The sequence below is a fragment of the Psychrobacter sp. NPDC078631 genome (genome assembly GCF_050268165.1).
Taxonomy (GTDB): domain Bacteria; phylum Pseudomonadota; class Gammaproteobacteria; order Pseudomonadales; family Moraxellaceae; genus Psychrobacter.
This window is the reverse complement of record NZ_JBNNGG010000003.1, coordinates 402,156-428,109: the sequence shown is the minus strand read 5'-3', so window position 1 is coordinate 428,109 and position 25,954 is coordinate 402,156. Positions and strand designations below refer to the sequence as shown.

General features: G+C 41.7%; 19 protein-coding genes and 1 pseudogene. 12 read left to right on the top strand and 8 right to left on the bottom strand.

Annotated elements, in window-relative coordinates; all coding sequences use genetic code 11:
• Position 1 precedes the first annotated feature (1 nt).
• A complete protein-coding gene (locus tag ACQKCP_RS10625) occupies positions 2–1,111 on the bottom strand; it encodes a hypothetical protein (protein WP_427612294.1) in 1,110 nt (369 codons plus the stop codon).
• A gap of 188 nt (positions 1,112–1,299) precedes the next feature.
• Here ACQKCP_RS10625 and ccmA point away from each other — a divergent pair, with 188 nt between their 5' ends.
• From ccmA to ccmE, 5 genes are all read left to right on the top strand, one after another.
• On the top strand, positions 1,300–1,929 hold the full coding sequence (ccmA, locus tag ACQKCP_RS10620) for a heme ABC exporter ATP-binding protein CcmA (protein ID WP_427612293.1): 630 nt from the start codon (positions 1,300–1,302) through the stop codon (positions 1,927–1,929).
• An 84-nt stretch (positions 1,930–2,013) separates the two neighbouring features.
• On the top strand, positions 2,014–2,721 hold the full coding sequence (locus ACQKCP_RS10615) for a heme exporter protein CcmB (protein ID WP_427612362.1): 708 nt from the start codon (positions 2,014–2,016) through the stop codon (positions 2,719–2,721).
• Positions 2,722–2,993: 272 nt separating this feature from the next.
• Positions 2,994–3,782, top strand: a complete 789-nt coding sequence (ccmC, locus tag ACQKCP_RS10610) for a heme ABC transporter permease CcmC (protein WP_057761594.1) — start codon at positions 2,994–2,996, stop codon at positions 3,780–3,782.
• A gap of 16 nt (positions 3,783–3,798) precedes the next feature.
• The gene (gene ccmD / locus ACQKCP_RS10605; protein WP_427612292.1) at positions 3,799–4,020 is read left to right on the top strand and encodes a heme exporter protein CcmD; all 222 of its coding nucleotides are present in this window, start codon (positions 3,799–3,801) and stop codon (positions 4,018–4,020) included.
• A 243-nt stretch (positions 4,021–4,263) separates the two neighbouring features.
• Positions 4,264–4,764 carry a cytochrome c maturation protein CcmE gene (gene ccmE, locus ACQKCP_RS10600; protein ID WP_427612291.1) on the top strand — a complete coding sequence of 167 codons (501 nt, stop codon included), beginning with the start codon at positions 4,264–4,266 and terminating at the stop codon, positions 4,762–4,764.
• A 100-nt stretch (positions 4,765–4,864) separates the two neighbouring features.
• Here ccmE and ACQKCP_RS10595 read toward each other — a convergent pair whose 3' ends face one another.
• The 7 genes from ACQKCP_RS10595 to ACQKCP_RS10565 form a co-directional block, all read right to left on the bottom strand.
• The gene (locus ACQKCP_RS10595) at positions 4,865–5,713 is read right to left on the bottom strand and encodes an aldo/keto reductase (RefSeq protein ID WP_427612290.1); all 849 of its coding nucleotides are present in this window, start codon (positions 5,711–5,713) and stop codon (positions 4,865–4,867) included.
• Positions 5,714–6,039: 326 nt separating this feature from the next.
• Positions 6,040–7,017: a MetQ/NlpA family ABC transporter substrate-binding protein gene (locus ACQKCP_RS10590; RefSeq protein ID WP_427612289.1), complete on the bottom strand. Its 978-nt coding sequence runs from the start codon at positions 7,015–7,017 to the stop codon at positions 6,040–6,042.
• Between the two features lie 170 nt (positions 7,018–7,187).
• Complete coding sequence (locus tag ACQKCP_RS10585; protein WP_057761583.1) at positions 7,188–7,874, bottom strand: methionine ABC transporter permease; 687 nt, start codon at positions 7,872–7,874, stop codon at positions 7,188–7,190.
• 19 nt (positions 7,875–7,893) lie between these two features.
• Positions 7,894–8,664, bottom strand: a complete 771-nt coding sequence (locus ACQKCP_RS10580; protein ID WP_057761581.1) for a methionine ABC transporter ATP-binding protein — start codon at positions 8,662–8,664, stop codon at positions 7,894–7,896.
• A gap of 256 nt (positions 8,665–8,920) precedes the next feature.
• Entirely contained in the window at positions 8,921–11,050 is a 2,130-nt protein-coding gene (locus tag ACQKCP_RS10575; RefSeq protein WP_427612288.1) for an ATP-binding protein, read from the bottom strand.
• 85 nt (positions 11,051–11,135) lie between these two features.
• The gene (locus ACQKCP_RS10570; RefSeq protein ID WP_057761578.1) at positions 11,136–11,858 is read right to left on the bottom strand and encodes a response regulator transcription factor; all 723 of its coding nucleotides are present in this window, start codon (positions 11,856–11,858) and stop codon (positions 11,136–11,138) included.
• Between the two features lie 260 nt (positions 11,859–12,118).
• A complete protein-coding gene (locus tag ACQKCP_RS10565; protein ID WP_427612287.1) occupies positions 12,119–13,342 on the bottom strand; it encodes an efflux RND transporter periplasmic adaptor subunit in 1,224 nt (407 codons plus the stop codon).
• A 679-nt stretch (positions 13,343–14,021) separates the two neighbouring features.
• Here ACQKCP_RS10565 and pilG point away from each other — a divergent pair.
• From pilG to ACQKCP_RS10530, 7 genes and pseudogenes are all read left to right on the top strand, one after another.
• Positions 14,022–14,399, top strand: a complete 378-nt coding sequence (pilG, locus tag ACQKCP_RS10560) for a twitching motility response regulator PilG (RefSeq protein WP_114701589.1) — start codon at positions 14,022–14,024, stop codon at positions 14,397–14,399.
• Between the two features lie 179 nt (positions 14,400–14,578).
• A complete protein-coding gene (locus ACQKCP_RS10555; RefSeq protein ID WP_296208133.1) occupies positions 14,579–14,941 on the top strand; it encodes a response regulator in 363 nt (120 codons plus the stop codon).
• Between the two features lie 3 nt (positions 14,942–14,944).
• A complete protein-coding gene (locus ACQKCP_RS10550; protein WP_427612286.1) occupies positions 14,945–15,475 on the top strand; it encodes a chemotaxis protein CheW in 531 nt (176 codons plus the stop codon).
• Positions 15,476–15,790: 315 nt separating this feature from the next.
• Positions 15,791–17,065, top strand: a pseudogene (locus tag ACQKCP_RS10545) (methyl-accepting chemotaxis protein); the annotation flags it as partial.
• A gap of 70 nt (positions 17,066–17,135) precedes the next feature.
• The gene (locus ACQKCP_RS10540; protein WP_427612285.1) at positions 17,136–18,071 is read left to right on the top strand and encodes a CheR family methyltransferase; all 936 of its coding nucleotides are present in this window, start codon (positions 17,136–17,138) and stop codon (positions 18,069–18,071) included.
• Positions 18,072–18,101: 30 nt separating this feature from the next.
• The gene (locus ACQKCP_RS10535; RefSeq protein WP_427612284.1) at positions 18,102–24,965 is read left to right on the top strand and encodes an Hpt domain-containing protein; all 6,864 of its coding nucleotides are present in this window, start codon (positions 18,102–18,104) and stop codon (positions 24,963–24,965) included.
• The gene (locus tag ACQKCP_RS10530) at positions 24,955–25,950 is read left to right on the top strand and encodes a chemotaxis protein CheB (protein ID WP_427612283.1); all 996 of its coding nucleotides are present in this window, start codon (positions 24,955–24,957) and stop codon (positions 25,948–25,950) included. Before ACQKCP_RS10535 ends, ACQKCP_RS10530 begins: the two co-directional genes overlap by 11 nt.
• Positions 25,951–25,954: the final 4 nt, after the last annotated feature.

Genomic DNA, 25,954 nt, shown 5'->3' with positions numbered 1-25,954 from the left:
ATTAATCGTGAGTGAATGCCAAACCTTCTTTGATAGCAGGCTGTGCATAAAACGCTGCTAGCATTTCACGAATATGAGCCGTCAACCAAGGCGTCTCAAGAGCATCGTACACGATAGGCAGTAGTGTAGTGCTACATTGCTTCATGGCCGCTTCATCAATGTGCAAACTCGCCGCAATGGTCGCCATCGTGTCAGACTGATGATTGGCATACCAAGTGTCAATGCTTGCCGAGACTAAGCTGTGCAGATACGGTGACAGTCGCAGGCGGTTATAGCTTTGTTGGATACTGGCTTCGATATGGTCAATGCTACTATTACCGGGTTCATCGCTTAAGTAGGTTTGTATCTCGCTGATCGGTTGGTCTTTGATGCGATCCCAGCCCATAACCATCAGACGCGCCACTTCTTCGTTTGACAAGTGTTCTTGGGCATTGGCTTCGGCTTTGCGCGTCAAATCTTTGATATTTCGATGCAGGTACGTTTGTAGTTTTTCATCGAGATTTCTGTTGGTTGCCTTTTCAAAAGAGCTGCGCCCAAGCTTCATCAATTTACCAACGCCCCCTGCTTTATCGAGGGTGCTTTCCATAAAGTCATTGATAGCGTGATAGAGTGTTTGGGTCAATAAATCCGCAAAGGTTTCGTTACCGACCAGCGTATGAATCAACATGTTGCGCTGCTGCTCATGGCTACCGATATAGTTGGCCAGCGTTTCGACTTGGGCATCATCGACCAGCTCAGACAAAGGCACGTTGTCATTGACTGGGTGATAAATAATAGTGTGCAAAATATCACGGATGTCGGTACGCATCACCTCAGTCATCTGCTGATTTAACAGCCAGTCTTTCATCAGCTGCTGTAAATGATCGCAGGTAATATATTTGCTTAAAGGCTGCGCACCAAACCATTGCCAGGCTTCCATCGCTAGTGGCTCAGCTTGATTGTGCAACCACTGCTGCATAAAGTTGACTTGAGCATCAATCAAGCTATCTACTGTCAAACGGCTGGCTGATGGCTCTTTCGACGAACTGGTATCTACGTTATTATTTTTAGCCTCTGCATCAGGCATTTGTGTTTGGTTATCTTGTGAAGTCGGCATAGGTTTTGAAGTCATATTTTAAAGTCATATTTTAAAGTCATATTTTAAAGTCGTATTTTTTTAAGGTCGTACTTTTTGAAGTCAGAGTAATCGACAATTTGTTATACTGTGTGTTTGTAGCGAGCATAGGGTATTATGCCACGAACATTACCTTTGTTTGTGATGAATATTGACTGCTGCTTGATAAATAACCAGAGGTTTTGATGACGGTTTTGGATACGCCTTTACTTGCACTTGAGGAGCTGACGGTTCAGCGCGGTGAGATACCGCTGTGCGAAGGCGTTGCGTTGCAGCTATCTGCTGGCAGTATTTGCCATCTCATCGGAGCAAATGGGACGGGAAAGACCACGTTACTCATGCAGTTGGCTGGATTGTTACCTGTTTTGTCAGGTGAGGTCGCTTATCAAGGACAGTCGAGTCTGCCAGTTCAACCTTTATATGTCTCGCACCAGTTGGGCATTCATCCGAATTTGACAGTGGCACAAAACCTGACGTTTCTACTGAACTTATATGGCATCACGCCAAGCGCTGCTGATATTGATGATGCGCTCACATGGGTTGGACTGCAAGGGTTTGAGACGATCAGCTCAAGCCACCTGTCCGCTGGGCAAACGCGGCGCATCACGCTGGCCAGATTGTACCTACTAACTCCTGATTTAACACCGCTCTGGTTACTTGATGAGCCTTTCACGGCACTGGATGTTGATATGGTGGCACGTATGGAAGAGCGGTTATGCGAATTTGCACAGGCTGGCGGGTCGATACTAATGACCAGCCATCAAGCAGTCGGTGTCGCCAATCAAGTGCTCGATTTGTCAGATTACATGGTATAAGTTTGATTGATATCAGTACCATTAATATATGTGCAAGGTCAAATAATGACAGACAGTCCAATACAAGTAGGGTCAGTAGCAGCCATGAATAAAAGTCCAAATGCTATTGTCGCAGTGCCTCGCAGTGTTGGCTTCCTGCAGCTATGGCGGCGCGAATGGCAAGTCAAGCAGCAAGGAGCGGTACAATGGTTGTATCCATTAGTATTGTTCTTAGTGATTATTACTTTGTTTCCGCTGGCAGTCGGTAGTGAGCCTGCGCTATTGCAGCGTCTGGGTGTATCAGCAGTGTGGATTGCTGCGTTGCTGTCACTGGTAATGGGCGTTGATGGATTATTCAAGCCTGCGCTTGATAATGGTACGCTTGCGCAATTGGTCGTGGCTAAAGCGTCATTACCGCTATGGGTTCTTATTAGACTGGTCATTCACTGGATTTTTAGTAGTGGTATTGTGGCAGCGCTTAGCTTGCTTGCCGTGCCGTTATTTCAGCTTAGCTGGTTTGAAGCGTGGATCTTGATGGCTTCTATCGTGACAGGTAGCCCAATGCTCCTAATGCTATCCGCGATTGCCAGTAGCTTGACGCTATCGTTAAAGAATGGGGCAGTATTGGTGCCTTTGATTGCTTTACCGATGCAGTTGCCAGTATTGATTTTTGCTACAGGTGCGGTTGATTTATTCGCTTCTGGGCTGAACGGTTTGCCAATCTTGGCTTTATTGCTGGCAGGAAGTATTATTTCTGTCTTAGTCATGCCATGGGTGATTGCTACCACTTTAAAAATGTCATGGCTTAATTAAACGATTTGCTTGTTGCAATCCTAAAGTCCAGTTATCGAAATTTGGTTATCTAAACCCAGTTATATAAACCTAGCCATCGAAATCTAGTTATCTGTACCACATGTATTAACATCGTGGTGAAAACTGGCAATTTTGCTATAATAGTCAATTGAATACGTAAACAGCTCTTTGTAGATTCTATCCAGTGTTTAACGCCAGCAGGTGAGTTGATAGTGGTGCTTTGGTAGACCGCATCCTTTATCGCCAGTAAGCTGTGTAATAGGTTTCTTCCCATGCCCAACCTGAATAACGTCTCATCCCCTAGCTTGTGGCAGCGCATTTGGCAGGGTTTCTTGACCACTGTGGGTACCAAGCAGTTTTTTCGTATCTTTAGCCCTTGGGTCAAGTGGTTAGCGATATTAGCCAGTCTCTGTTTGCTCATTGGTAGCGTATGGGGCCTTGCTTTTGCACCGCCTGATTATCTTCAGGGCAATAGCTATCGCATTATATTTATCCATGTTCCAGCGGCCAGTCTTGCCATTTCTATCTATTTTTCCCTTGCAGTTCTAGGGGTAATCTATTTGGTATGGAAGATTAAGACGGCCAGTCTGGTCGCACAGGCACTTGCTCCGATGGGGTTTTTGCTGTGTGTCATCAGTTTGCTTACAGGCTCTATCTGGGCAAAGCCAACATGGGGTACTTACTGGGTATGGGACGCACGCCTTACGTCAATGTTGATATTGGCGTTTTTGTACGCGGGCGTGATGGCGTTGTTTGCCGCTTTTGAGCATACGGCCAATCGTGGTAAAGCGGCTGCTATTTTATCTATTGTGGGCGCAGTGAATCTGCCTATTATCAAGTACTCAGTAGAGTGGTGGAATACCTTGCATCAAGGCGCAACCTTTAGCTTGACCGCTGCACCGAAGATGTCGGCAGATATGTGGATGCCTTTGCTACTGATGATTATCGGCAGCTATTTACTGGTTGCGACATTAGCAATTTATCGTACCAACACGCTGATTTTATACCGTGATCAAGGCAAAGCGTGGGTCAAAGAATACATTCGTGGTCAACACAAATAACGGCTAGGAAAATACTATGCAGCCTTACTTTTATAGCGTATCTGAGTTTTTCGCCATGGGTAAGCATGGGGTTTTTGTGTGGTCGTGCTGGGCGATAACGATTGGCATGATGTTGGCATTTATTATCTATAGCCGCAAACAACGACAGTCACTTATCAAACAGCTGACCATCCAGCAAGCTCGTCAAGCACAACGCACCACCAAAACCTCAACGCCTGTAACCAAACAAGCTGAATAAAAATCATCTTAATATCAGGGTTTTAGCGTAAGAAGCCGTATCCTTACACTGACAAAAATATGACCTTATAGGCAATGATGAGGCTTATTGATTTGTCTGAAAAATGCTACCATATAGCGATTAGAAGAGTACGATTAGAAAGACATTTTTAGAACGTTTTTCTAATGGTAGTTTCTTCAAATTTTTCTGTTTTGTAGATTGATTATGGTTTATAAAACAGTGGCTCATTAATGGGGTAGTGGTATGAATGCAGTTCGTCGGAAAAAACTGACGTGGGTTATGTTTACGCTGGTAGGTGCGGCAGTAGCAGTTATGTTGGTTATCTATGCTATTGGACAGCAAACTGATTACTACTTTGATGCAACCGCTATTGCCCAAGGTGAAGCGCCTCAAGACAAACGTATTCGTGCTGGCGGTATGGTGGTTGCCGGTAGTGTGCAGCGTGCAGCAGACAATCCATTAAATGTTGAGTTTGCGATTACTGATTTTCAGTCAACCGTGCCAGTAACTTACCAAGGTATTCTGCCAGACCTATTTGCTGAAAACTCAGGCGTCGTAGCTACGGGTAAAATGCAGGGCGATACTTTTGTCGCTGGGGAAGTACTGGCTAAGCATGACGAAAACTATATGCCACCAGAAGTTGCTAAATCTATGAAAGAAAATAATCGTACTGGAGCGATACCTACTTCTGAACAGTATAATCCTGCTGAAAAAATTCATGAGACTGAAACGCTGCAACAGTAATGATTTTGAGCTTTCATACCATATAAAAAAGCCACCGATTATCGGTGGCTTTTTATTGAGCTTTGTTTAGCTAATCAGCTAATCGTACTTATTAACCCTGTTAGTCATCCCATACTGGGCTATAGTCAGGATGTTCAATTTTACGACCGTCAGAGCTGGCTAGGTTACCGATTTTTTCTAACTCATCTGCACTTAACTCAACCTTGATGGCATCTAGATTGCCTTGCAAGTGATCAGGATTAGACGTTTTTGGAATGGCCACACGATGCTTGTCTGACAAGATCCAAGCTAGTGAGATTTGTGCTGGTGTTACGTTGTGCTTATCTGCAATCTCTTTAATTACTTCGTTATCGAATACATCACCACGCGCTAATGGTGAGTAGGCTTCTAGTAGAATGTGATGATTATTCAAGAAGGCCTGCAATGTGTTTTGTTTAATGAACGGATGAAACTCTACTTGGTTGACGACGATAGGCACATCAGCATATTTCTTGGCTTCAATGATATTAGCGATATTGAAGTTTGAAACACCAATATGACGCGTCAAACCTTGCTTTTGGAGTTCACACAGCGCAGGAATGGTCTCAGATAATGGCACGCGGTCATCAGGCCAGTGCAACAGCAATAGATCGACATAATCTGTACCCAAATCTTCCAAAGAACGTTTCGCTGCTGCGACCAATTTTTCTGGTTCAAACTTCATATCATCTGGAAAAATCTTGGTAGTCAAAAAGAACTTATCACGAGCCACGCCTGATTGTCTGATGCCTTCGCCAACCGCTTTTTCATTGCCATAAGCTTGAGCGGTATCGATATGCTCATACCCCATTTCTAACGCTTTTTTGACCACATCCACGCAATCTTGTCCAGTTGACTGCCAAGTACCTAGGCCTAGGATTGGGATATTTGCTTGTCCAGCGGTACGAATATTATAGTTTTTAGCGCTCATATTATTATCCTTGTTATGTGTATCTTATAATTTTCATTCGTTTTAAATGTCATCAATAGTATGGTCTAACGAGTAAATTACTATTGAGCCCGTCCACTATAAGAAAAACCAAGGACAAGTGGAAGAGTGAGTGACGGTTTCCTACAAAGGGCAAACAGGCTGTAACGTGATTTTTGATAGTTATTTAATGCACAGTTAGTCTTTTGATAACGGTATTAGAAAACAGCACTCCCAAAATCAAAGACAAAAAAACGCCCATCACTCTAAGTAATGGGCGTTTCTATTAATCATAACACCTAAAAAACTAGGTACTTTGATTTAAAGTCTTACTGAGCAGCAGCTTCTGCAGTTTCTGAAGCGTCAGCGCTTTCAGTTTTAGCAGCAGTGTCCATGTGTGCGCTATGATCAGTACCCCAGATTTTTGGGTATTTGTAGCCAGGGAACGTTTCATGAGCATACTTTTTGAAAGCTTCCGAGTTATAAGCATTGGTCACATCTTCAACCCATTTTTTGCCAGTATCAGCAGATTTGATTGCTGACCAGTTTACATAAGCAAAGCTTGGCTCTTGGAACAATGCTTCGGTCAATTTGATACCAGAGTCAGTAGCATAGTTACCGTTGATAACTGCAAAGTCAACTTCATCACGCGCGCGTGGTAATTGAGCAGCTTCTAGTTCAACAATTTCGATATCGTATTTGCTATTATCAGCGATATCAGCTTTTGATGCTGTCAATGGATCGATGTTGTCTTTCAATTTGATCCAGCCAAGATCGTTCATCATAACCAAAGCACGTGCAAAGTTACTTGGATCGTTTGGTGCAGAAACACTCATACCTTTAAATGCAGCATCAAGACTGGTCTTTTTACCTGAGTAAATGCCAAGCGGAGCCGTTGGTACTTGGAATGCTTCTACTAGATCAAGATTGTTTTCTTTTTTGAAGTTATCAAGATAAGGCTTGTGCTGGAAGATGTTGATATCCAAATCGCCTTCAGCCAATGCAAGGTTAGGACGGACATAGTCAGTAAAAGCAATCAACTCAACTTCATAACCTTGAGCTTCAAGCGTGCTCTTTACTTGGTTACGAACCATATCAGCAAAATCGCCTTCAGTCGTACCAATAACGATTTTGGTATGGTCAGGATCGATATCACTAGCGGCAGTTTCTGCAGTGGTACCTTCGGTTACTGGCTCTTTAGTTGCTTCTGGCGCTGATGAATTGCTGCAACCAACTAAAACTAGGCCTGATACACCAACAGCGGCAAATGCGGTAGCTAACTGACGGCTAATATCTGTTAATTTCATAATATGTCCTTAATAATGAATGGGGTTGAGTAAAACGTTTATCGTCTGAACATTAAAAAAGCAACATTATAAATAGTAATGCTGCTTTTGTTGTAAGAGCTGAGATAAGGGTTGAGTGTTGCCAAAAATAAACCTAGTCGCTCGTAAAGTCAAGTATTCTCTAAAGCGGTTTAACGTTTGTCTAAACGATTGGCGAGCCAGTTACCAGAGGCTTGAATCGAGACGACCATGATTGATAATACAATCACGATAAAAATCATTACCTCGGTTTGATAGCGATAATAGCCATAACGAATGGCCAAATCACCCAAACCGCCACCACCGATCATACCAGCGGCTGCTGAATAAGAGAGCAAGCTGATACAAAGAATAGTGACTGACAATACTAAACCTGAGCGAGCTTCATTAAGTAGTACTTTAATAATGGTAAAAGGTCGTGCACCCATTGATTCAGTGGCTTCGATAATACCGCGCGGCACTTCACGCAAATTTTGCTCGACCAAACGCGCAAAATAAAACGAACCGGCGATAGCAAGTACCAATGATGCAGCAATTGGTCCGATACCCGTACCAACGATGGCCTTGGTAAACGGACTCATCGCAATCATCAAAATCACGAAAGGGAAGGCACGCATAAAGTTGGTAATACCGCCAAGCACACCATACAACGTCTTGTTTTGCAAAAACTGTCGATCACTAGACAAAAACAAGAATACGCCAAACAGTCCACCGATGACGATTGCGACTGTAGTCGAAATACCGAGCATCACAAACGTATCAATAAATGCGCTCACGATCTCTTTGCGTAACACAAGTAGCTTGTCTATAGAGGCGGATAATTCAGTACCAGTTAACATATCTATTTCTCCTGCCTCATTAGTCCTCGACGACTAGGCCTTTGCCAATCGGGGTGGTTGCTTGAATCAGACCGTCTCGCACATCCGCAACTTCTAATAGTTGTCCTTGATGCAATAACGCTGCGCGATCACAAAGTCTACGAATCACACTCATCTCATGGGTCACGATGACGATAGTTACGCCAAGTTGCTCATTGATATCGCGCAGACAAGTCAGCAAACTACGGGTCGTTGCAGGGTCAAGCGCACTGGTTGGCTCATCGGCCAACAATACTTTTGGACTAGGGGCAATCGCGCGGGCAATACCCACACGCTGTTTTTGTCCGCCTGATAGCTGCGCAGGATAGTGACCAGCACGATCGGTCAAATCAACAATCGCAAGACAATCCATGACGCGCTTATGAATGTCGCGACTTGGATAACCTGAGATTTTTAAGTTAAATGCCACGTTGTCAAAGACCGTTTGGTTAGACATCAGATTAAACTGCTGAAAAATCATACCGATATTGTGACGGGCAATGCGCAGCTCACTGGCAGACAGCGTGGTTAGGTCAGTACCGTCTATCACGACTTGACCCGAATCTGGACGTTCAAGCATGTTGATTAGGCGCAATAAGGTAGATTTACCTGCACCTGAATAGCCCATTAGACCAAAGATTTCGCCTTGTTTGATAGTCAGAGATGTCGGCTCAACAGCGGTAAACCAATGTGGTTTGCCGTCTTTGTCTTTGATTGATCGGTCGCTTAAAAAACTTTTGGTCACATCGTTTAAGACAATCATGTCATTCATGGAGGGCTCAAAATTTAATAAATTTTTTAATGGTTAAAAACCCGTCATCAGGCCTCTTTTAATATGTAAGAAGCTTGTCAAAACGACAACAGTCAATAACCGTATAATAAGGGGCGGTAATATAGCATATTATCAGGCACTTTGGATATGCACATACGTGTCCGGCTTATGATTAATAGCTATTAAGAATAAGCAGTTAAAATGGCAAGTGTGAAGGTGACAGCGTGATAGCTATCTATATAATGATGGGAATTGATTACTCGTGATAGTTGTAATGAGGGTCATGATGAATGGGAATAGTCACCAAAAATCTAGTATGACCATTTAGCGTATCTGTAATAATACGTCCTTGATGGGCGGTAACGATTTGTGAGACTAGGGATAACCCTAATCCAGAGCCTTTGTTTTTTTGCTGTAGACGTACAAATGGGCTAAAGACTTCTTCTCGTTTACCTTCAGGGATACCAGTGCCTTCGTCGATTACAGCCAGCACGGCATATTTTGGCAGTCGACGTTCGGGTTCAGTTTTGGCTTTCTTCATATGCTTAGCAAATAAGCCTTCTTTACGCACTACTGCACCTGAGTTCTCATTGTTTGAGCTATTAGATTTAGCGTCATCTTTCGTATTATTTGAGCCATTATTTTTAGTAGCGGTATCAGTAATAGATTTGTCTGATTTTTGAGCACTATTATCGACGAGAGTGCCAGTATTCTCGCTTTCTACGTTGCTTATAGAGTTTCTTGATGCTACTTCAACCAAGCCAGCATTGTTAGCATTATCGGCGTGGTTAGTAGGTTCAGTAGAGTCTGGAACAGCTCTCCAAATAACTTTCTTAATTCTGTCGGTCAACTCACTGGTAAAGCTGTAGTAGTCAGCAAGTAGTGATGATTCGCCAGTAGCAGGTTGGCGTTTGCTAGCACTGTCTATTAAGCTTTCATCTGAAAGGCCGTTATCAAGTCTGGCATTATCATCAGTCTCGTTATCCTCATTGTTAGCAGCTATATCTTCACCGTTTTTATAGATAGTCGGCGTTGGTAGCTCTGCTATTGAGTCAGTTGTGTCTGATTTATTTTTATCAACTGAACTAGTAGCTTCATGCTTAGAAGCTTGGTGCTCAACTACTTTGGCATCAGCATTTTCTTCATAATCGTCGAAGTCTAAACTGTTGTAATCGACAAAGCTGCTGCATAGCACTGTTTGTAATAGATAGTCAGGTACAGTTCCAGCTTCTTCTATGCTCTGAACACCGTATAGCAATACCGTAACAGGTGGCTTGCCATGTAGCATAGCGTTGGTAAGTAAATTACGAATCAAATGAGTCAACATTGATGATTGACCATCTATCACAATGTGCTCACCAATGAGCGTGGCTTCAGGATAGTGCTGACGTTCTTGGTTTACCAAATCGTATAAATCTAGGTTTTCAACTTGCTGTAGGGCATGTCCCGCATCCAAACGGCTAACCAGTAATATGCTTTCTACTAAGTCATTAAGACCTGACAAGTCTCTATTGATAGCCTGTGCCCGCTTATCGAACTTTGCTTTGGTATCAGTTGGTAGCGCACCAGCCAACATATCCATCATTTCAATCTGTAGACGGATACGTGTAATCGGTGTACGCAACTCATGAGAAGCATGTGCCAGTAGCAAGTTATTGGCATCAATTAAGTGTTCAATTTTTTGTGCTGCTTGGTTGAATCCACGTGCTAGTGCAGCGATTTCATCATTACCACGCGCGTTTACTCGGACAGTAAAATCACCATCACCCAATTGAGTCATTTGTTGGCTTAACTGGTCAATACGCCATGTCATCGTCCGTGCAATCAGCCATAGTACACCTGCCATAATGAGCAAGAGTAGTAGCGTACCAGTGAACAAGTTCAAGGCTGCAGAAAGGACAGGTTTTTTAGGTGTGAGACGTGATTCATACAGTAAGGTATAACCTGTACTGCTATACACTTGAGCTTGCTTGGTAGGTGATGTATCTGCAAGTGATGGAAAAACACGTGAGAATAAAGACGGAGTAGGGGGAAGCTCTAGGGGTAGGTCGCTATTGTCAGTTTGCATAAGCAGTCGACCTTCGCTGTCATACAATCCCATTTTTGCTTGCAGTGACTCATCAAAAATATCGAAACTTTTCTTAACGACCGCCAGCATAAAACGCGACTGCAAACGATTGTCTTTGCTGATAGAAATATTCAATTCGTGCAAGAATGGATCAATTTGCCCCAAGATCTGTGTGGCTAATATTTCTGAGCGAATACCAGCGTCTTTGTCATGAACAAGTTGGGTCAACAGCACCATTGCTACAGCAAATAACGTAAGTGCCAGCATAACGCTGGCAAATAGTTTGGCAAATACGGAACGAAAACCCAATTGCTGCATTAAACGATCTCTATTATTAAACGCTTGTACCAACTCATGGTATAGAGTTTACACCATGAGTCAGCTAATTAGGTATCCTTTACGATTACACCTGATCAGTAGCAAATTGATAGCCGACGCCGCGTACGGTAATAATACGCTTTGGCTGGCGTGGATTGTCTTCGATTAAAGCACGTAAACGCGAAATATGTACATCAATTGCACGGTCAATATTGTCTGAGCTGTCATCATTTGGCATCGCTTGCCAGAGTTGCTCACGATTCAACACCTTGCCAGAATGAGTGGCAAAGTAGTGTAACAACTGAAACTGATGCGTGGTGAGACGTACTGGTTGGTCATCGATAGTGACTTCATGACTATCAGGGAACACACTCAAACGACCAAAGGTTAAGCTGTCTGATTGGCTATCGGCTTGATTTGGTTGCTCATGACGACGAATAACTGCACGAATACGAGCTAAAAGCTCACGTGGCTCAAAAGGCTTGGCGATATAATCGTCAGCACCCATCTCTAGCCCCAACACGCGATCGGTTGTGTCGCCTTTTGCGGTCAGCATAATAATAGGTACTTTATTGGTCATGTTGTTCTTGTTGCCACGAATCTTTTGACATACTTGCATACCATCCATATCAGGCAGCATAAGATCCAATACAACCAAGTCAATATCGCGCTCTTTGGTGTCCAATAAATCGAGGCCTTCTTGGCCAAGACCAGCATGATGCACATCATAATAGTTCATGGTCAAATAATCGCTGATCAGCTCAGCCAAATCTGGATCGTCTTCAATCAATAAAATCTGTTTACTCATGGGATGTCCTCTAATTGTTATTGTGATTTATAAAAAGTATAACGTTTCTGGTAATGATGAGCTGTTGGTAATGATAAATAGTTAAACTCTTAAGCCCCTACGTTTTCAAATATACAGAATAGCGCATAATTAAATGTGAGTAGTATCTCAATACTCGGATAATGCTATATATAGTAGGGTCATATTGCCTAATTATGCTGTTACAAAACAAGAGAAGCTTTGTTAATGTTTCTACGCAATGTAACTGTCAGCATAAGCTATTATGACACAATGACTTTTTTACCTTTAGAATCAACAGGTAAGTCAGCCAAACAAATTAAGCTATCATTGCTTACACCTGCTATCAAATACTGCTGCGTAGTAGGGTCGTATTCAACTACCTCAATAGGTTGGCGTGTTAAACGCTGATCTTGTCCGATTATCCAAACATTTGCAGTCAATGGTTGTAGTGGCATATAAGGAGGAGTTTGCAACTCTGTTAGGTCTACATCATGTAGCGCGCGCTTAGGTACGATAGTGCCTACATCTATTTGACCATAGTTGACGCGCCCTGTGACTTTCATATTTGGCAATAACTTATCGCGACTAACCTCGTTGTCGATGACATTAACATAGACCAAAAGTTTTTTGGGCTGACTGGTCGATACCAGTTTGCTGACCTGTCCCGTAAACTTATCTGAAATACCTTCGGCGGTAAAATTGACTGTTTGGCCAACGGAAAGCTGTGGTTTGGCTTGTATAGGCAGGGTAGCCATAAAGTGCAGTTTGGTCTCGTCACTGATCTGTAGTAGAGGTTCGCGCGCCGCTAACTGTTGTCCTGCATTAGCAGATAAGCTTTCTACTCGACCCGAAAAGCTGGCATGAATGGTAATCGAATTATACGGTGCATCTTGTTTAGCAGTATTGACTTTTGCATCCTGACTAGTAGAGGGGTTGCTATCAGTATCTATCGCAGAGTTTGCTTCTAACGTTTTATCACTATTACTCTTTCTTACAACAGCGATATCTGCGTCTGGCGCAGCTTGTGCAGATTTAGCATCGGAGTTTTGCGTATTTTCTGGATTGTTCTGATTAGCATCCCCTGATTCTACATTACCTTGTTCAGGATTTTTCAAACCTTCAGTTTTGCTAGCAGTACCTACACGCCTAAATACGAGCAATGGCGTGCCTTTTTCTACCCATTGACCTTCACTAACCAGTGTCTCTTCTATACGAATGGGATGTACTGCAACAAATGTGGTCTGCTTGATAGGTTCGATATTACCTTGTAATCCGAGACTCGGCTGATACCTTGAAGGTTTAATACTCAAGATATGTTCTGGCGTCATTGTGACACTGTCACTTGTGATGATAAGAGGCGTGTCTGCGGTTTCTTCTTCAGTATCAGTAACGGCTGATTCGTTTATAGGTGACGGCTGACAAGCAGCGATAAATAGCACGCTGAATAAATAGAGGCTTTTTCTTAAATGTCTAGAAGTTGTCATAGCAGTCACCATTGTAATCGTCATATCATTATATAGTGAATTGCAATGTGGTGGAACGACTGTAAAATATTTACTAAACTTAAGAAAGCTGATGATCTAAACTCTAGGCAGAGTTGCAGTTACACCTTCGATATACAAGAATAGCTATTTGTGATACTAACGAGTTCGAACATAATTTTACTAATCACTGGCAAAGTGAAAGTAACTGTGCTAAAACAAACACTATAAAATATCTTGATACATTTTTATTACAAATGAAAATTATCCTGCAATGTTTTCATCGTTTATATATAATGCAGAAATATCATATAGTTGTTTGTCTCGTTAATTGAACCTTTTATCTTTAACGAAGGTTGTTTTGAAAGTACTTTGAATATGTTCAACGTCAATATTATTTCACTTGAGGTTTATGAATGTAGAGTATTATGTCCAAAACTATAGGCTCAAAACCTGATTTTTTGAGTTTACAAATAATAAAGTGCGTATAGTAGCTCATGTTTACACTGTGCTTAGTAGGCAGATACTAAAAGCAAATACTCGCTGTTGTGGTGAATTTTAATGTAAATCCAATCACTCATATTTGTCTAATAATATGTGATATAGCAGTTTAGGATAGTTATTTAAAATTTATATTAGTAGATAGCGTTACGAATAAATAGCCGTTTATAGGACAATGAGAATGGAAAATAATTTTGATGGTTTGAAAGTAATGGTGATTGATGATTCAAAAACCATCCGCCGTACTGCAGAAACCTTATTACAAAAAGCGGGCTGTGAAGTAGTAACCGCTATAGATGGTTTCGATGCATTAGCAAAGATTGTAGATAACAATCCAGATATCATTTTTGTTGACATCATGATGCCACGTTTAGATGGTTATCAGACTTGTGCATTAATAAAAAACAACCCTGATTACGCAAATAAGCCAGTGATTATGCTTTCATCCAAAGATGGATTGTTTGACAAAGCACGTGGCCGTATTGTTGGCTCTGATGAATACTTAACTAAGCCGTTCAGCAAAGATGAGCTTTTTGATGCCATTAATCAATACCGCTAATCGATTAAATATAGACTTAAATACGTTAGTTGTTATTATTGACATAGATTGCTCAATACTGAGGAATCATGATTAAGAAATTGCTAACAATAAAATTTTAGGTAATCGTTTTAATCGTTTTAATCGTTTTAATTGAACAATATATCCTCGTGGTATCTTAGAAAATAAAGGAAACTCCTATGGCTACCGTTTTAGTCATTGACGACTCGCCATCAGAAATGGCGAAATTTCGCGATATGCTTGCCAAAAACAACTTCCAAGTACTGGAAGCGACAAACGGTGAGCAAGGCTGCCAAATGGCAGCTGATCATTTACCAGATGTTATTTTGATGGACGTGGTAATGCCTGAAATGAATGGTTTTCAAGCCACGCGTAAGATTACTCGTGGTAAAACTACTGCTCATATTCCTGTCATTATGATTAGCACCAAAAATCAAGAGACAGATAGAGTTTGGGGCAAGCGTCAAGGCGCTAAAGAGTATATGAACAAGCCAGTTGATGAAAGTGGATTGGTCAATATGATTCGCAAAGTGATGGAGTAACTTGTGGCTTCTAGAGGGTTTATTGAGCTTCTGCGTCTAGCAGACTTGGCACGTGCACGTAAAAGTGGCCGCCGTGGTGGACAAGAGTTTGACTGGCAAGGTGTGGTATTTGAAATAGGGGGTCAGCGCTTAGTTGCTCCTATGGGTCAAGTATCAGAGGTATTAACTATGCCAGAATATACTAGCTTACCTCTAGTCAAGCCATGGATGCTAGGTATAGCTAATATTCGTGGACGCCTACTGCCTCTAACGGACTTATCACATTTTTTGCAAGTACCTAGTCGCTTGACACAAATGAGCCAACGAAAGGTTATTGTTATCGATTATGACAATATTTTTTCAGGACTGCTGGTTGATCAAGTACTGGGTATTGAACAGTTTACTCATGACCAATACCGTCCAGAAGCCATCGATCATGACTCGCCATTTGCGCCTTATAATCATGGTAAGTTTTTTAAAAATGGCCAAGACTGGTATGTTTTTATGCCAAGCTTGCTTGCGCAGGATACTCAGTATTCAGATGCTGCAATATAATTGTCGATAATAGAATACCTGTCTTTTAAGTAACGACAGAATAATAGCAACTGACAAAATACAGTTTGATGTCAGCATTTATACAGGCTTTGCTAATCATTGTTTAGATAACAACAAGATTTTCAAAGTCGGTCACGATTAGACTTTGACGATTGTTTGAAAGGAATATGCAAGATGAGTGATGTTATAAAGAAACCTGTAGCTGGTATGGCTAACACAACAGCAGACAGCAAAGATGCTGATGGTACGTGGAAACTATTATTAGGATTTTTTGTTTTATTAAGTTTGGCCTGTCTGATTTGGTTGATTAACTCTCTATCATCAGTAAGTCAGTATTTTAGTAGCTTTAATCAGTCGGTTATCATACCAGCGGCTATATTCGCCCTTGGGGCGTTAGGTATTTTATTTGCTTCGTATCAGCTATTGAAGCAGCGAGGTGGTTCAGAGCGATTGCTTATTGAGAAAGAAACGCTGCGTCGTCGTCAAGAGGCTGAAGCCGAATCTGAACGAGCTCGCCAAATTCAAGAAGAGAACGAACGTAATCAGATCGCTATTCTACGTCTGCTTGATGAGTTGGGTGATTTGGCAGAAGGTGATTTGACCGTTAATGCAACTGTATCAGAAGACTTTACAGGGGCGATTGCCGACTCGGTCAACTTTGCAATTGACCAATTACGTCAGTTGGTTTTGGTTATTAACAGCACTGCTGATCGCGTATCGCAATCTTCAGATCAAACGCAGATGAATGCTGTTGAATTGGCTGAAGCTTCTGAACACCAAGCACAAGAAATTGCTGGTGTATCGGCCGCTATTAACGAAATGACAGTTTCGATTGATCAGGTTTCGAACAATGCTGCAGAATCCGCAACGGTTGCCCAGCGCTCAGTTGCTATCTCCCATAATGGGGCAGAAGTTGTACAGCGCTCTATTGAAGGTATGAACGTTATTCGTGATCAGATTCAAGAAACGTCAAAACGTATCAAACGTCTCGGTGAGTCTTCGCAAGAAATTGGTGATATCGTTGGACTAATTAATGATATTGCCGATCAAACTAACGTTTTAGCATTGAACGCCGCTATTCAGGCATCGATGGCAGGGGAAGCGGGCCGAGGCTTCGCGGTTGTTGCTGATGAGGTACAGCGTCTGGCTGAGCGTTCAGCAAACGCTACTAAGCAGATTGAAACATTGGTAAAAACCATTCAGGCTGATACCAACGAAGCGGTTATGTCAATGGAGTCAACAACTTCTGAAGTTGTACGCGGCGCACGCTTAGCGAAAGATGCGGGTGAAGCACTAGAAGAAGTACAGAGCGTTTCTAATACTTTGGCTGACTTGATTCAAAACATCTCAAACGCTGCATTACAACAAGCTGAGTCTGCTGGTCATATTTCTCACACCATGAATATCATTCAAGATATTACCTCGCAAACCTCATCTGGAACGATGGCAACAGCCCGTTCTATTGGTGAGCTAAGTGAAATGGCAGCAGCACTACAGGAGTCAGTGACTGGTTTTAAAGTAACGAATGATGACGAGCTGTTAGATGATGAAATGCTAAATACTGAGCATGAGTTATCAGAAAGTGTCTAATGCTAGCTTTTACCATAAAGTAATGCTGTGAGAAGTTTAATTATGTGCAGCACAAATTATAGTAGGTAACGTGAATAAACTTACTAAAGCAGATAAAAAGCCACTGAGTACAGTCGAATTTGCATCGAGCAATGCCTTAATGCAATACGATCATCTTGACGTACAAAAGTGGCAAAAGTACATAGAGAAAGAAATCGGTTTTGTGCTTCCAGATATACAGCTACAGTGGTTCATTAATGCAATTGAGTGTGTGGCAAAATCGAATGGATTAACTGTTGAGCAGCTATGGTATAAGCTACCGAAGGACAATGAGCTACGTCAGCGACTATTAGATAAGGTACTGATTCATGAAAGTCGTTTTTTCCGTCATAAGCCTTCTATAGATTTTGTCATAAAATGTGCATCGCAGTATCGAACAGTAGACAATAATAAAGCCTTGTTCCGTATTTGGAGTGTGGGTTGTGCAAGTGGACAGGAAGCTTGGTCATTAGCTATGAGTCTATCAGCACAGCAATTTTCAAATTATTCAATACTAGGAACGGACGTTAGTGAAGAGGCAATTAAAAATGCACGTCTTGGGCAGTATGACAAACGCCAACAGTGCTTAATTCCGCAACTGTGTCAGCAATTTATTCAACCGCTTCTAACTAAAAGTGAGACTAATAATACGAATGATAGTTTGTCTCCTACGCCAGAAGTGAATGATAGTATACAGCCAAACTGGCAAGTAGAGCCTAAATTACGCCCACACGTCAGTTTTTCTGTACATAATATTATTGAAAAAACCCCACCTACCGCTCACCCTCAACATGTGATTATTTGTCAAAATATGCTGCTATATTTTCGGAAATTCGATCAGCGTGATATTTTGACTCGGCTAGCAGAGCAGTGTACGTTAGGGGGGTATATTATATTGGCTCCAGGTGAGGCGTTGTTCTGGCGTCCTTCAAATATGCGCCGTATTGCGCACCCACAGGTTAATGTGTGGCAAAAAATTAGTGCCTAAATTAGTGCATAGACGAGTTAGGATAACCCTATGAAGAAACAGCCCAATGACATAGTGACACTTGAATGGTTACTACCATTATTTAATCAGCAATTATCACAGGTATCTGATGGTTGGCAATTGGGTGAGTCCAATATTGATCATAAGCAACTGACATCACATTATCACCAGATTAGTGGTGCGCTAATCATACTTAACCTTCCTTTGTTGGCAAGTATCGCTAGCAATTTGAGTCAACTTGCAACACTAGCAAGTAACGATGACTTTTCTATCAGAGAGCGTCGTGTAGGCCAGTTTTCTCACCGGTTATTGCAACGTGAGATCAACCAATATGCACGTACAGGAAGTTACCATACTGGCTTAGTAACTAAAGCTACTCATGAACTGATTCAAGCTTTGTCTCAACGAGATATAGAAACTAACTTACCTATAAAAGTTAATGATATTGAGCATGAATATGCTAATAACGAAAATATTATCAATAGTATAGAAGTGGTCGTACCAACGGGTCAAGCTACTTCTACTTTAACCAATGAACAGTATCAGCAGTTGCTACTCGTATGGCGTCAACAAGTACAAGAGTTGTTGATCACTAATACAAACCAATCATCTTTACTAAGTACTCTAGAAAAAGTTAGTCAATACTTATGGCAGACTACATATGATAAGGGACTACAGAGACTTTGGTACTTAACTGAACTGTTGCTAAGTGATCTTACTCACAATGAAACACCGATACCTGAGCATTACTCACCATTATTGAGTCAGCTTGATCAAATTATAGAGTCCTATATCTATTCAGATGTGTTGCCTTCAGGTACGATTTTCAGATTGACTACGGAAATATATATAGAACTAAGCTATCTAACTTATAGTAGCAAACGCACTCAATCTATTTTGGATGAAGTAACACGAAATGCAACGACAGCCCCACGTTTTTTACCAAGATTATTGAATGAACTTGAAGAACTTATCTTCAAGCTAGATGAGCCAAATACTTTGGTAATACCTCTAAAACGCATCAAGAGCCAACTTAAAAACCGAGGCTGGACTTATTACGTGTCTCAAGTGGAATCAATTCTTGCAGATTTAGAACAGGCTTTTTCATCCGAAATGGGCTTTGCGCAAGAGCAATGGCAAATTGAACGCAAGCTACAAGAGTTATATAACGCTATTTATAGTACAGAAAAAACAATTTCACTCAAAATTGGGGGGACGACTTCTTTTACTACTGTGCCAGATATAACGGATGGCGAAGAGAGCAACTCGATAGGTAAGAGTGAAATTATTCCAACCGATGATGGCATACGTGAGCTGCGAATCGCAGTAGAAGAAATAAAGCAAAGTTTCAATGAGTATATACAGCGTCAAGACATTCTATTAATACCAGCTAATAATGATTTTATTAGTATTGGTCAAGCTTTTGATGATATGGGGCTGCCAGTAATTCGTCAAACAATAGAAGACATAGGTAGCATATTTGAACGATTGAACACTCATCAAATTACGACACCAAGTTGGAGTTTGGTTCAAGCATTGGCTGAGAGCTTAACCTCTATTGAGCTATTACTTGATTACCTCGCACAGCAGGTTTTCGATCAGCAGTTACTTACATTGGCAAATGAACATACAGACAAAGCAACACAGCTTCTAAATACTTATATTGAAACACCAGAGCTGCTTGATCAGACAGTGCCTACTCAAAAACTGTCAGCGAACGATGTTGTGCGTTATGACGATAGTGGTGAGGTTGAACCTATTGTTAATGAAGATGCGGAGCAGGTGGCTAGTCAAAATAGTGTGCATTTATCTAATAATATCGAAAGTGATTTGTTGGAACAGGCTCGTCAGCAAGTCAAACCTGACAGTTTTGAGACTGATGTAGAAATTCATAATATTTTCATTGAAGAAGTTACAGAAGTAATTGCGGATCTAAGAGACTTTTTACCAATTTGGCAGCAAGACTCACAAGATTTGACACCACTGACCGAAGTGCGGAGAGGGTTTCATACTCTAAAAGGTTCAGGTCGTATGGTTGGTGCTTTTAGTATCAGCGAGATAGCATGGTCAATCGAAAACCTACTCAATCGTTTATTGGACAAGACGCTGCCTGTAACAGATGAAATTGTGAGCCTAGTGATTGATACGACAAAAAGCTTACCAACACTGGTAACAGATTTTGAAGCGCAGCGCTTACCAAGCTTTGATCCTGCGATTGCTATCTTACAAAGTAGCAATCTTATGAGCCAGCAGCCGGTTAACACTGGACTGACGCTAGCTGAACTTGCTCCTGAAGAGGTTATGTCAGATGATGTAGAATTAGAAAAATCTCTACTAGAAATTGATGATGCTGATAACAATTCTAATAACGATAGTACCGAATTGGTTACTGACTCGAATAACGAAGAAGCGAATATCAACGAATATTTATCTACGTTGGATATTCCAGAGAATCTTGTACCTTTTATTAGAGAGACTGATCAACTACCAGCTGATGCCAATGATGCAGATCCTGATATCAAAGAGATATTCATAGAGGAAGCCAATGAAGTATTGGCAGAAATTGTGCCATTGTATGAAAGCTGGCAGAAAACACCGAGCGATCTAGAGGGCTTAAAGGATATTCGCCGTGGTTTCCATACCTTAAAAGGTTCGGGTCGCATGGTAGGCGCTAACTATACAGCTGAACTAGCATGGTCTATAGAAAACATGCTTAACCGTGTTTTGGATAACAGTGTCGCTATCTCAGCTGATATGCGTCAGTTGATTATAGATGTACTGGCAGCTTACCCCAAGATGCTTGTAGTATTTGAACAGGGTACTCAAGACTATCCAGCTGTAGTTCCAGTGTGGATTGCGTGTGCTGATGCGTATAGCAAACAGCAGGGTAATGGATTTAGCTATTCTACTTTGTTTGCACAATCAGTAGATAGTTCTATAGATGAGATGGAAGAAACGAAGCCATGGCCTGATACGGCTGAGACTGGCAATGCTTATGATGACAACAGTAATGAAGCAATAGATTCTACCTTACAGACCTTTCATTCAGTTAACGAAAGAATGGCTGAGGCAGCGGTTGTTCTTACCCCTCAAAGCGAGGAAGAGAAAGTATTTTGTAAGATATTTATTGATGAAGCAGAAGAGTTGCTTGATCGTATCGAACAGTTTGTCAAAGACAACAGAGAGCAAAATTTTATAGAAATCACAGATGAAATCGTACGCGCATTTCATACTTTGCGTGGCGCCTCTGGTTCTAGTGCTTTGGCCGCTATCAGCGAAGTCAGTGCAACTATTGAACATAGCCTAGAGTTGTTACAGCAGCAGGATACTGGGATGAATGCTCAACACCTAGAGGCGTTGGCTCAGTCAGCGAAACTAATAGATGGCTATTTAAATAATTATAAACAAAATACAGAACAGTATGATGTGTCAGTAGAGAATAAGGATTCGCAAAGTCAACAAGATATAGCATCATTACAAGCAATGCTAGATGAACAATATGTTGTCAGTGATACTACCATGATGACAGATAGGAAACCGTCGATAGAAGAGCTATTAGATAGTAATATTGATGCCTTGTTAGATGCTGAATGGGAATTGGGAAATGCACTTAACCATACTGAAATAGAGCATGTCCAGAGCTATGTAGAGCAGCAAGTTTCACAAATAGCTTCTCTCATGGAAAAGGCGCAAGCATTTCCAAAATTTGTCACAATTCTTGATGAACTTGGCAACACATACCGTTATTTGAGTAATCATATCGATAAGGCTCAAGATACGGACATTCAAGCAATATTACATGCAGGTCACGCTCAGCTGATAGGCTTGTTCGATGCTTTAGCCGGAAGTACCTCCTTAAAAATAGATAAACAAGTCATTGATGAGCTACGAAGTATTTATCAAGAAAGGAATGAAAACGAAGACGTTAGTTTCATCGTTAGAGCCGTTCCAGCAACTGAGCTACAGTTTGAAACCATTGACACTGATATCGAGCTGTTAGAAATATTTTTAGAAGAGGCGCAAGAGCTTGATACTGCACTAGACGAAAGCTTCAATAAATGGCATGCCGATATCACCAATATTAATGCGCTGAAAGTTCTACAGCGTCATTTACACACGATTAAAGGTGGTGCACGGATGGCTGGTATCCGTAGTATCGGTGATTTAACCCATGAAGCAGAAAGTGTCTATGAGTCATTTGTAGAGAACCGAAGAGCGCCAACAGCGCAGTGGCTTGAAATCATGCAAATGGTGCAAGACACGATGTCACTACAAGTGATGCATATTGTGAGTCATAAGAAATCTTTCTTTACTCCAGAGCTGATTGAACAGTTGCGCCAGCTTGAAAAAGCAAAAACGTTACCAGAGGTAGTCGATCTAGTCATACCAGTACCGAAAAATCACTTTGAACCTACAGAGCGTAGCATTGCTGCCAATATTGTTGACAGTGATAATGAGGCATTGAGTACACTAAGTTTAGATAGCATGATTAAACAATCATGGGCTAACGGACTTCCTGATCCTGATATATTAGCAGTATTTTTGGAAGAGGCAGAAGAGCTTACCAATCGTAATAAGTATCTGCACTTGTTCTTAAAAGACACGAGTAATACCACAGCGTTGCAAGCGCTCCAACGTGACTTGCATACCATAAAGGGTGGCGCAAGAATGGTCACTGCCTCTGGTATTGCTGACTTAGCTCACGAGATGGAATCAGTTTATACAGACTTTGTCAGTAATCGACGTCCAGCCACCAAAAAAGTATTAGAGTTGCTGGTTGCAAGTCATGACTGGCTAGCTGATGCAGTATTTATTCTTCAACAACATGTTAATCCACCAACGCCTACGTTGTTGATTGAAGCATTGGAGCAGTTTGGTAAAAACCCTGATAGCCTAAAAACGATACCTAAAGAGTCTCTACAAGCCCAGCGTGAAGCAATCTTGATTGCCAAAGAAAACCAAGATTCGCAGTATATTGCAAAAGATATCAGTGAAATGCCGTCTATGCTTAGAGATACTCACGAGGAAGATCAGAGCGCTAGTAGCAATGAGATGATTCGTATCTCAGGTGGTTTGATTGAGCACATGATTAATCTATCTGGTGAGTCAGCGATTAACCGTGCTCGTATCGATATGGGTATCAGTAGTCTAACAAACAGTATTGAAGAGATGGGTACGACAGTACAACGCTTGGCAGATCAGCTACGTCGTATGGAGATCGAGCTAGAAGCACAGATTCTGTCTCAGATAGATGAGGAACTCATCGATAATGAAGACTTTGACCCTCTAGAGATGGATCAATACTCATCTTTGAATCAGCTATCTAAATCTTTAACAGAGTCAGCCTCAGATTTGGTTGATATTAACCATACATTATTAGAAAAAACCCGTGATAGTGAAAGCTTGCTGTTGCAGTTATCTCGTACCCAGACTGAGCTACAAGATGGTTTGATGAATTCACGTATGGTGCCATTTACGCGCTTGACACCACGTCTTGAACGTATCGTACGTCAAACAGCTAACGAGCTTAATAAGTCTGTTGAACTGACCATTATCAATGCTGATGACGAGATGGATAGAACCATTCTAGAGCGCATTACTTCACCGCTTGAGCATATGTTACGTAATGCTGTCGACCATGGTATTGAAACCACATCGACCCGTTTGAAGTCAGGCAAAGAGCGTAGCGGTCGTATTACTCTTGAGGTACATCGTGAAGGTAGTGAGATCGTCATTCAATTAACAGATGATGGGCGAGGCATTGATGTTGAAGCAGTACGTAGCAAAGCCATCTCTCAGGGTCTAATTGATGCAGACGATAATAGTCTGTCAGACCTTGATATTATGCAATACATCTTCAACGCTGGATTAAGTACTAGTCAGCAAGTGACTCAGATTTCTGGACGCGGCGTTGGTATGGACGTTGTTATTAGTGAAATTCGCCAACTAGGTGGCTCAGTATCCGTCGTTTCAGAGTTGGGTAAAGGCTCAAGTTTTACGATGCGCTTACCACTGACAGTAGCCGTGTCTGACGCGTTGGTTGTTCGTGCTGCAGATCGCTACTACGCGATTCCATTGGTACAGATCGAGCGCGTGGTTCGAGTGAACCCAGAGAAGCTCTATGACTATTATCAATCAAATGATGCCACATTGAATTTTGAAGACACTGAGTATCGAGTACGCTATCTAAATGAGATTTTATCAGGCAATAAGTTAAATGAGTTGGTCGTAAATACCAATACCAGCTTACCGCTTATCATTATTAAAAACCGTACTGGACAAAATATTGCTTTGCAAGTGGATCAGATTGCAGGTTCGCGCATAGAAGTTGTTGTCAAACCTTTAGGCCAACAATTATCAAATATTCCAGGAGTTTCAGCTGCCACTATCATGGGTGATGGCTCGGTCATGCTCATCTTAGATCTGATTGCTCTTATGCGTAATGCGCAATTGGTCAAGAATATTACGAAAGCTGCTGATGCTAAAAGAGGTCGTATAGAATCTAAATCTACCATTCTAGTCGTCGATGATTCCGTGACGGTACGTAAAGTAACCTCACGTTTCTTAGAGCGCCAAGGGTTCAATGTGGCAGTCGCTAAAGATGGTATTGACGCAATTGAGATATTGCAAGATATGACACCAGACATGATATTGCTTGATATCGAAATGCCTCGTATGGACGGCTTCGAGGTCGCCACTCAAGTCCGACATAATAGTCGTCTAAAGCAAATTCCGATTATTATGATAACATCACGTACTGGCGAAAAGCATCGTGAGCGTGCCTTAGAGATTGGTGTAAATGACTATATGGGCAAACCATTCCAAGAAAAAGAACTGCTTGATAAAATGCAAAAATTACTAGGTGAAGGGGTCAGCCTGACTAATGAAGGATAATGCACGTGTTTTAGCGCTGCGAAAAAAAAATAGAAACGATATTAAAGTGATGGTGGTGGCAGAAGACCACCGCCAGCGCATGGCTTTTTCAGATACGGTACGTGGTTTCGGCTTTATGCTAGTCGGCTGTGTGTCACGAACACAGTGGCAGGAAACAGGCGAGCTTTCTAACTCAGCTATCGATATCTGGCTGATAGACAGTGATTATGATGACAGTGTGGCAATAGCGACGGTGGCATCCAAACCAGCAGCAGTATTAGTAGGCTTCAGTCAGGCTCCATATCTAAACGAATCGCAAGAATATGCAAAATGGCAACGTAAGTTAAAGCGTAAATTTGCCCAGTTGCTTGATTTACCAACACTAGTAGATGCTCCAAATTATAAGAGCGCCGCTACTGACTGGCATTATGTTGTATTTTTGGGTGCTTCTATGGGTGGCCCTAGTGCAGTTAAAGAGTTTTTAGATAATGTGCCAGCCACACTGCCAATTTGTATTTTATTGGCGCATCATTTCAATCAGGCCATGATTGGTACGTTGCCCCGCATACTTAACCGTCACAATGACTGGCGCTGTAAGATTATCGCTTCTTCACAGCGGCTACGTGCAGGAGAGTGTCTGATAGTTCCTATTGATAAGCAGGTTGTCTGTGATTCAACAGGTCGCGTGATATTATTGGATCAAGATTGGCATGGTGAATATAAGCCTGCAATTGGGCAGCTGCTTAAAAATACCAGCGATGTTCATGGTAGCGAGCTTATTAATATTATATTCTCAGGTATGGGTAATGATGGCTCTCAGTATCTAGACTTAATCCAAGACAATAACAGTCAATTATGGGCACAAGATCCGAGCTTGAGTGCATGTCCAAGTCAGCCTCAGGCTATCATTGACTCAGGCTATTGCAACTTTGTTGGTAGCCCTACCGATTTAGCAAAAAAACTAACCGATTACATTGGTGAAAGGGCAGCTAGCCGTTCACATTAACTTA

Bases quoted from the DNA above. Each gene is read 5' to 3' on its own strand.
- ACQKCP_RS10535 (WP_427612284.1), top strand. From the start codon at position 18,102: ATGAAGAAACAGCCCAATGACATAGTGACACTTGAATGGTTACTACCA.
- pilG (WP_114701589.1), top strand. From the start codon at position 14,022: ATGGAAAATAATTTTGATGGTTTGAAAGTAATGGTGATTGATGATTCA.
- ccmA (WP_427612293.1), top strand. From the start codon at position 1,300: ATGACGGTTTTGGATACGCCTTTACTTGCACTTGAGGAGCTGACGGTT.
- ACQKCP_RS10590 (WP_427612289.1), bottom strand. From the start codon at position 7,017: ATGAAATTAACAGATATTAGCCGTCAGTTAGCTACCGCATTTGCCGCT.
- ccmD (WP_427612292.1), top strand. From the start codon at position 3,799: ATGCAGCCTTACTTTTATAGCGTATCTGAGTTTTTCGCCATGGGTAAG.
- ACQKCP_RS10570 (WP_057761578.1), bottom strand. From the start codon at position 11,858: ATGAGTAAACAGATTTTATTGATTGAAGACGATCCAGATTTGGCTGAG.
- ccmE (WP_427612291.1), top strand. From the start codon at position 4,264: ATGAATGCAGTTCGTCGGAAAAAACTGACGTGGGTTATGTTTACGCTG.
- ACQKCP_RS10565 (WP_427612287.1), bottom strand. From the start codon at position 13,342: ATGACAACTTCTAGACATTTAAGAAAAAGCCTCTATTTATTCAGCGTG.
- ACQKCP_RS10595 (WP_427612290.1), bottom strand. From the start codon at position 5,713: ATGAGCGCTAAAAACTATAATATTCGTACCGCTGGACAAGCAAATATC.
- ACQKCP_RS10580 (WP_057761581.1), bottom strand. From the start codon at position 8,664: ATGAATGACATGATTGTCTTAAACGATGTGACCAAAAGTTTTTTAAGC.
- ccmC (WP_057761594.1), top strand. From the start codon at position 2,994: ATGCCCAACCTGAATAACGTCTCATCCCCTAGCTTGTGGCAGCGCATT.
- ACQKCP_RS10585 (WP_057761583.1), bottom strand. From the start codon at position 7,874: ATGTTAACTGGTACTGAATTATCCGCCTCTATAGACAAGCTACTTGTG.
- ACQKCP_RS10530 (WP_427612283.1), top strand. From the start codon at position 24,955: ATGAAGGATAATGCACGTGTTTTAGCGCTGCGAAAAAAAAATAGAAAC.
- ACQKCP_RS10575 (WP_427612288.1), bottom strand. From the start codon at position 11,050: ATGCAGCAATTGGGTTTTCGTTCCGTATTTGCCAAACTATTTGCCAGC.
- ACQKCP_RS10615 (WP_427612362.1), top strand. From the start codon at position 2,014: ATGAATAAAAGTCCAAATGCTATTGTCGCAGTGCCTCGCAGTGTTGGC.
- ACQKCP_RS10555 (WP_296208133.1), top strand. From the start codon at position 14,579: ATGGCTACCGTTTTAGTCATTGACGACTCGCCATCAGAAATGGCGAAA.
- ACQKCP_RS10625 (WP_427612294.1), bottom strand. From the start codon at position 1,111: ATGACTTCAAAACCTATGCCGACTTCACAAGATAACCAAACACAAATG.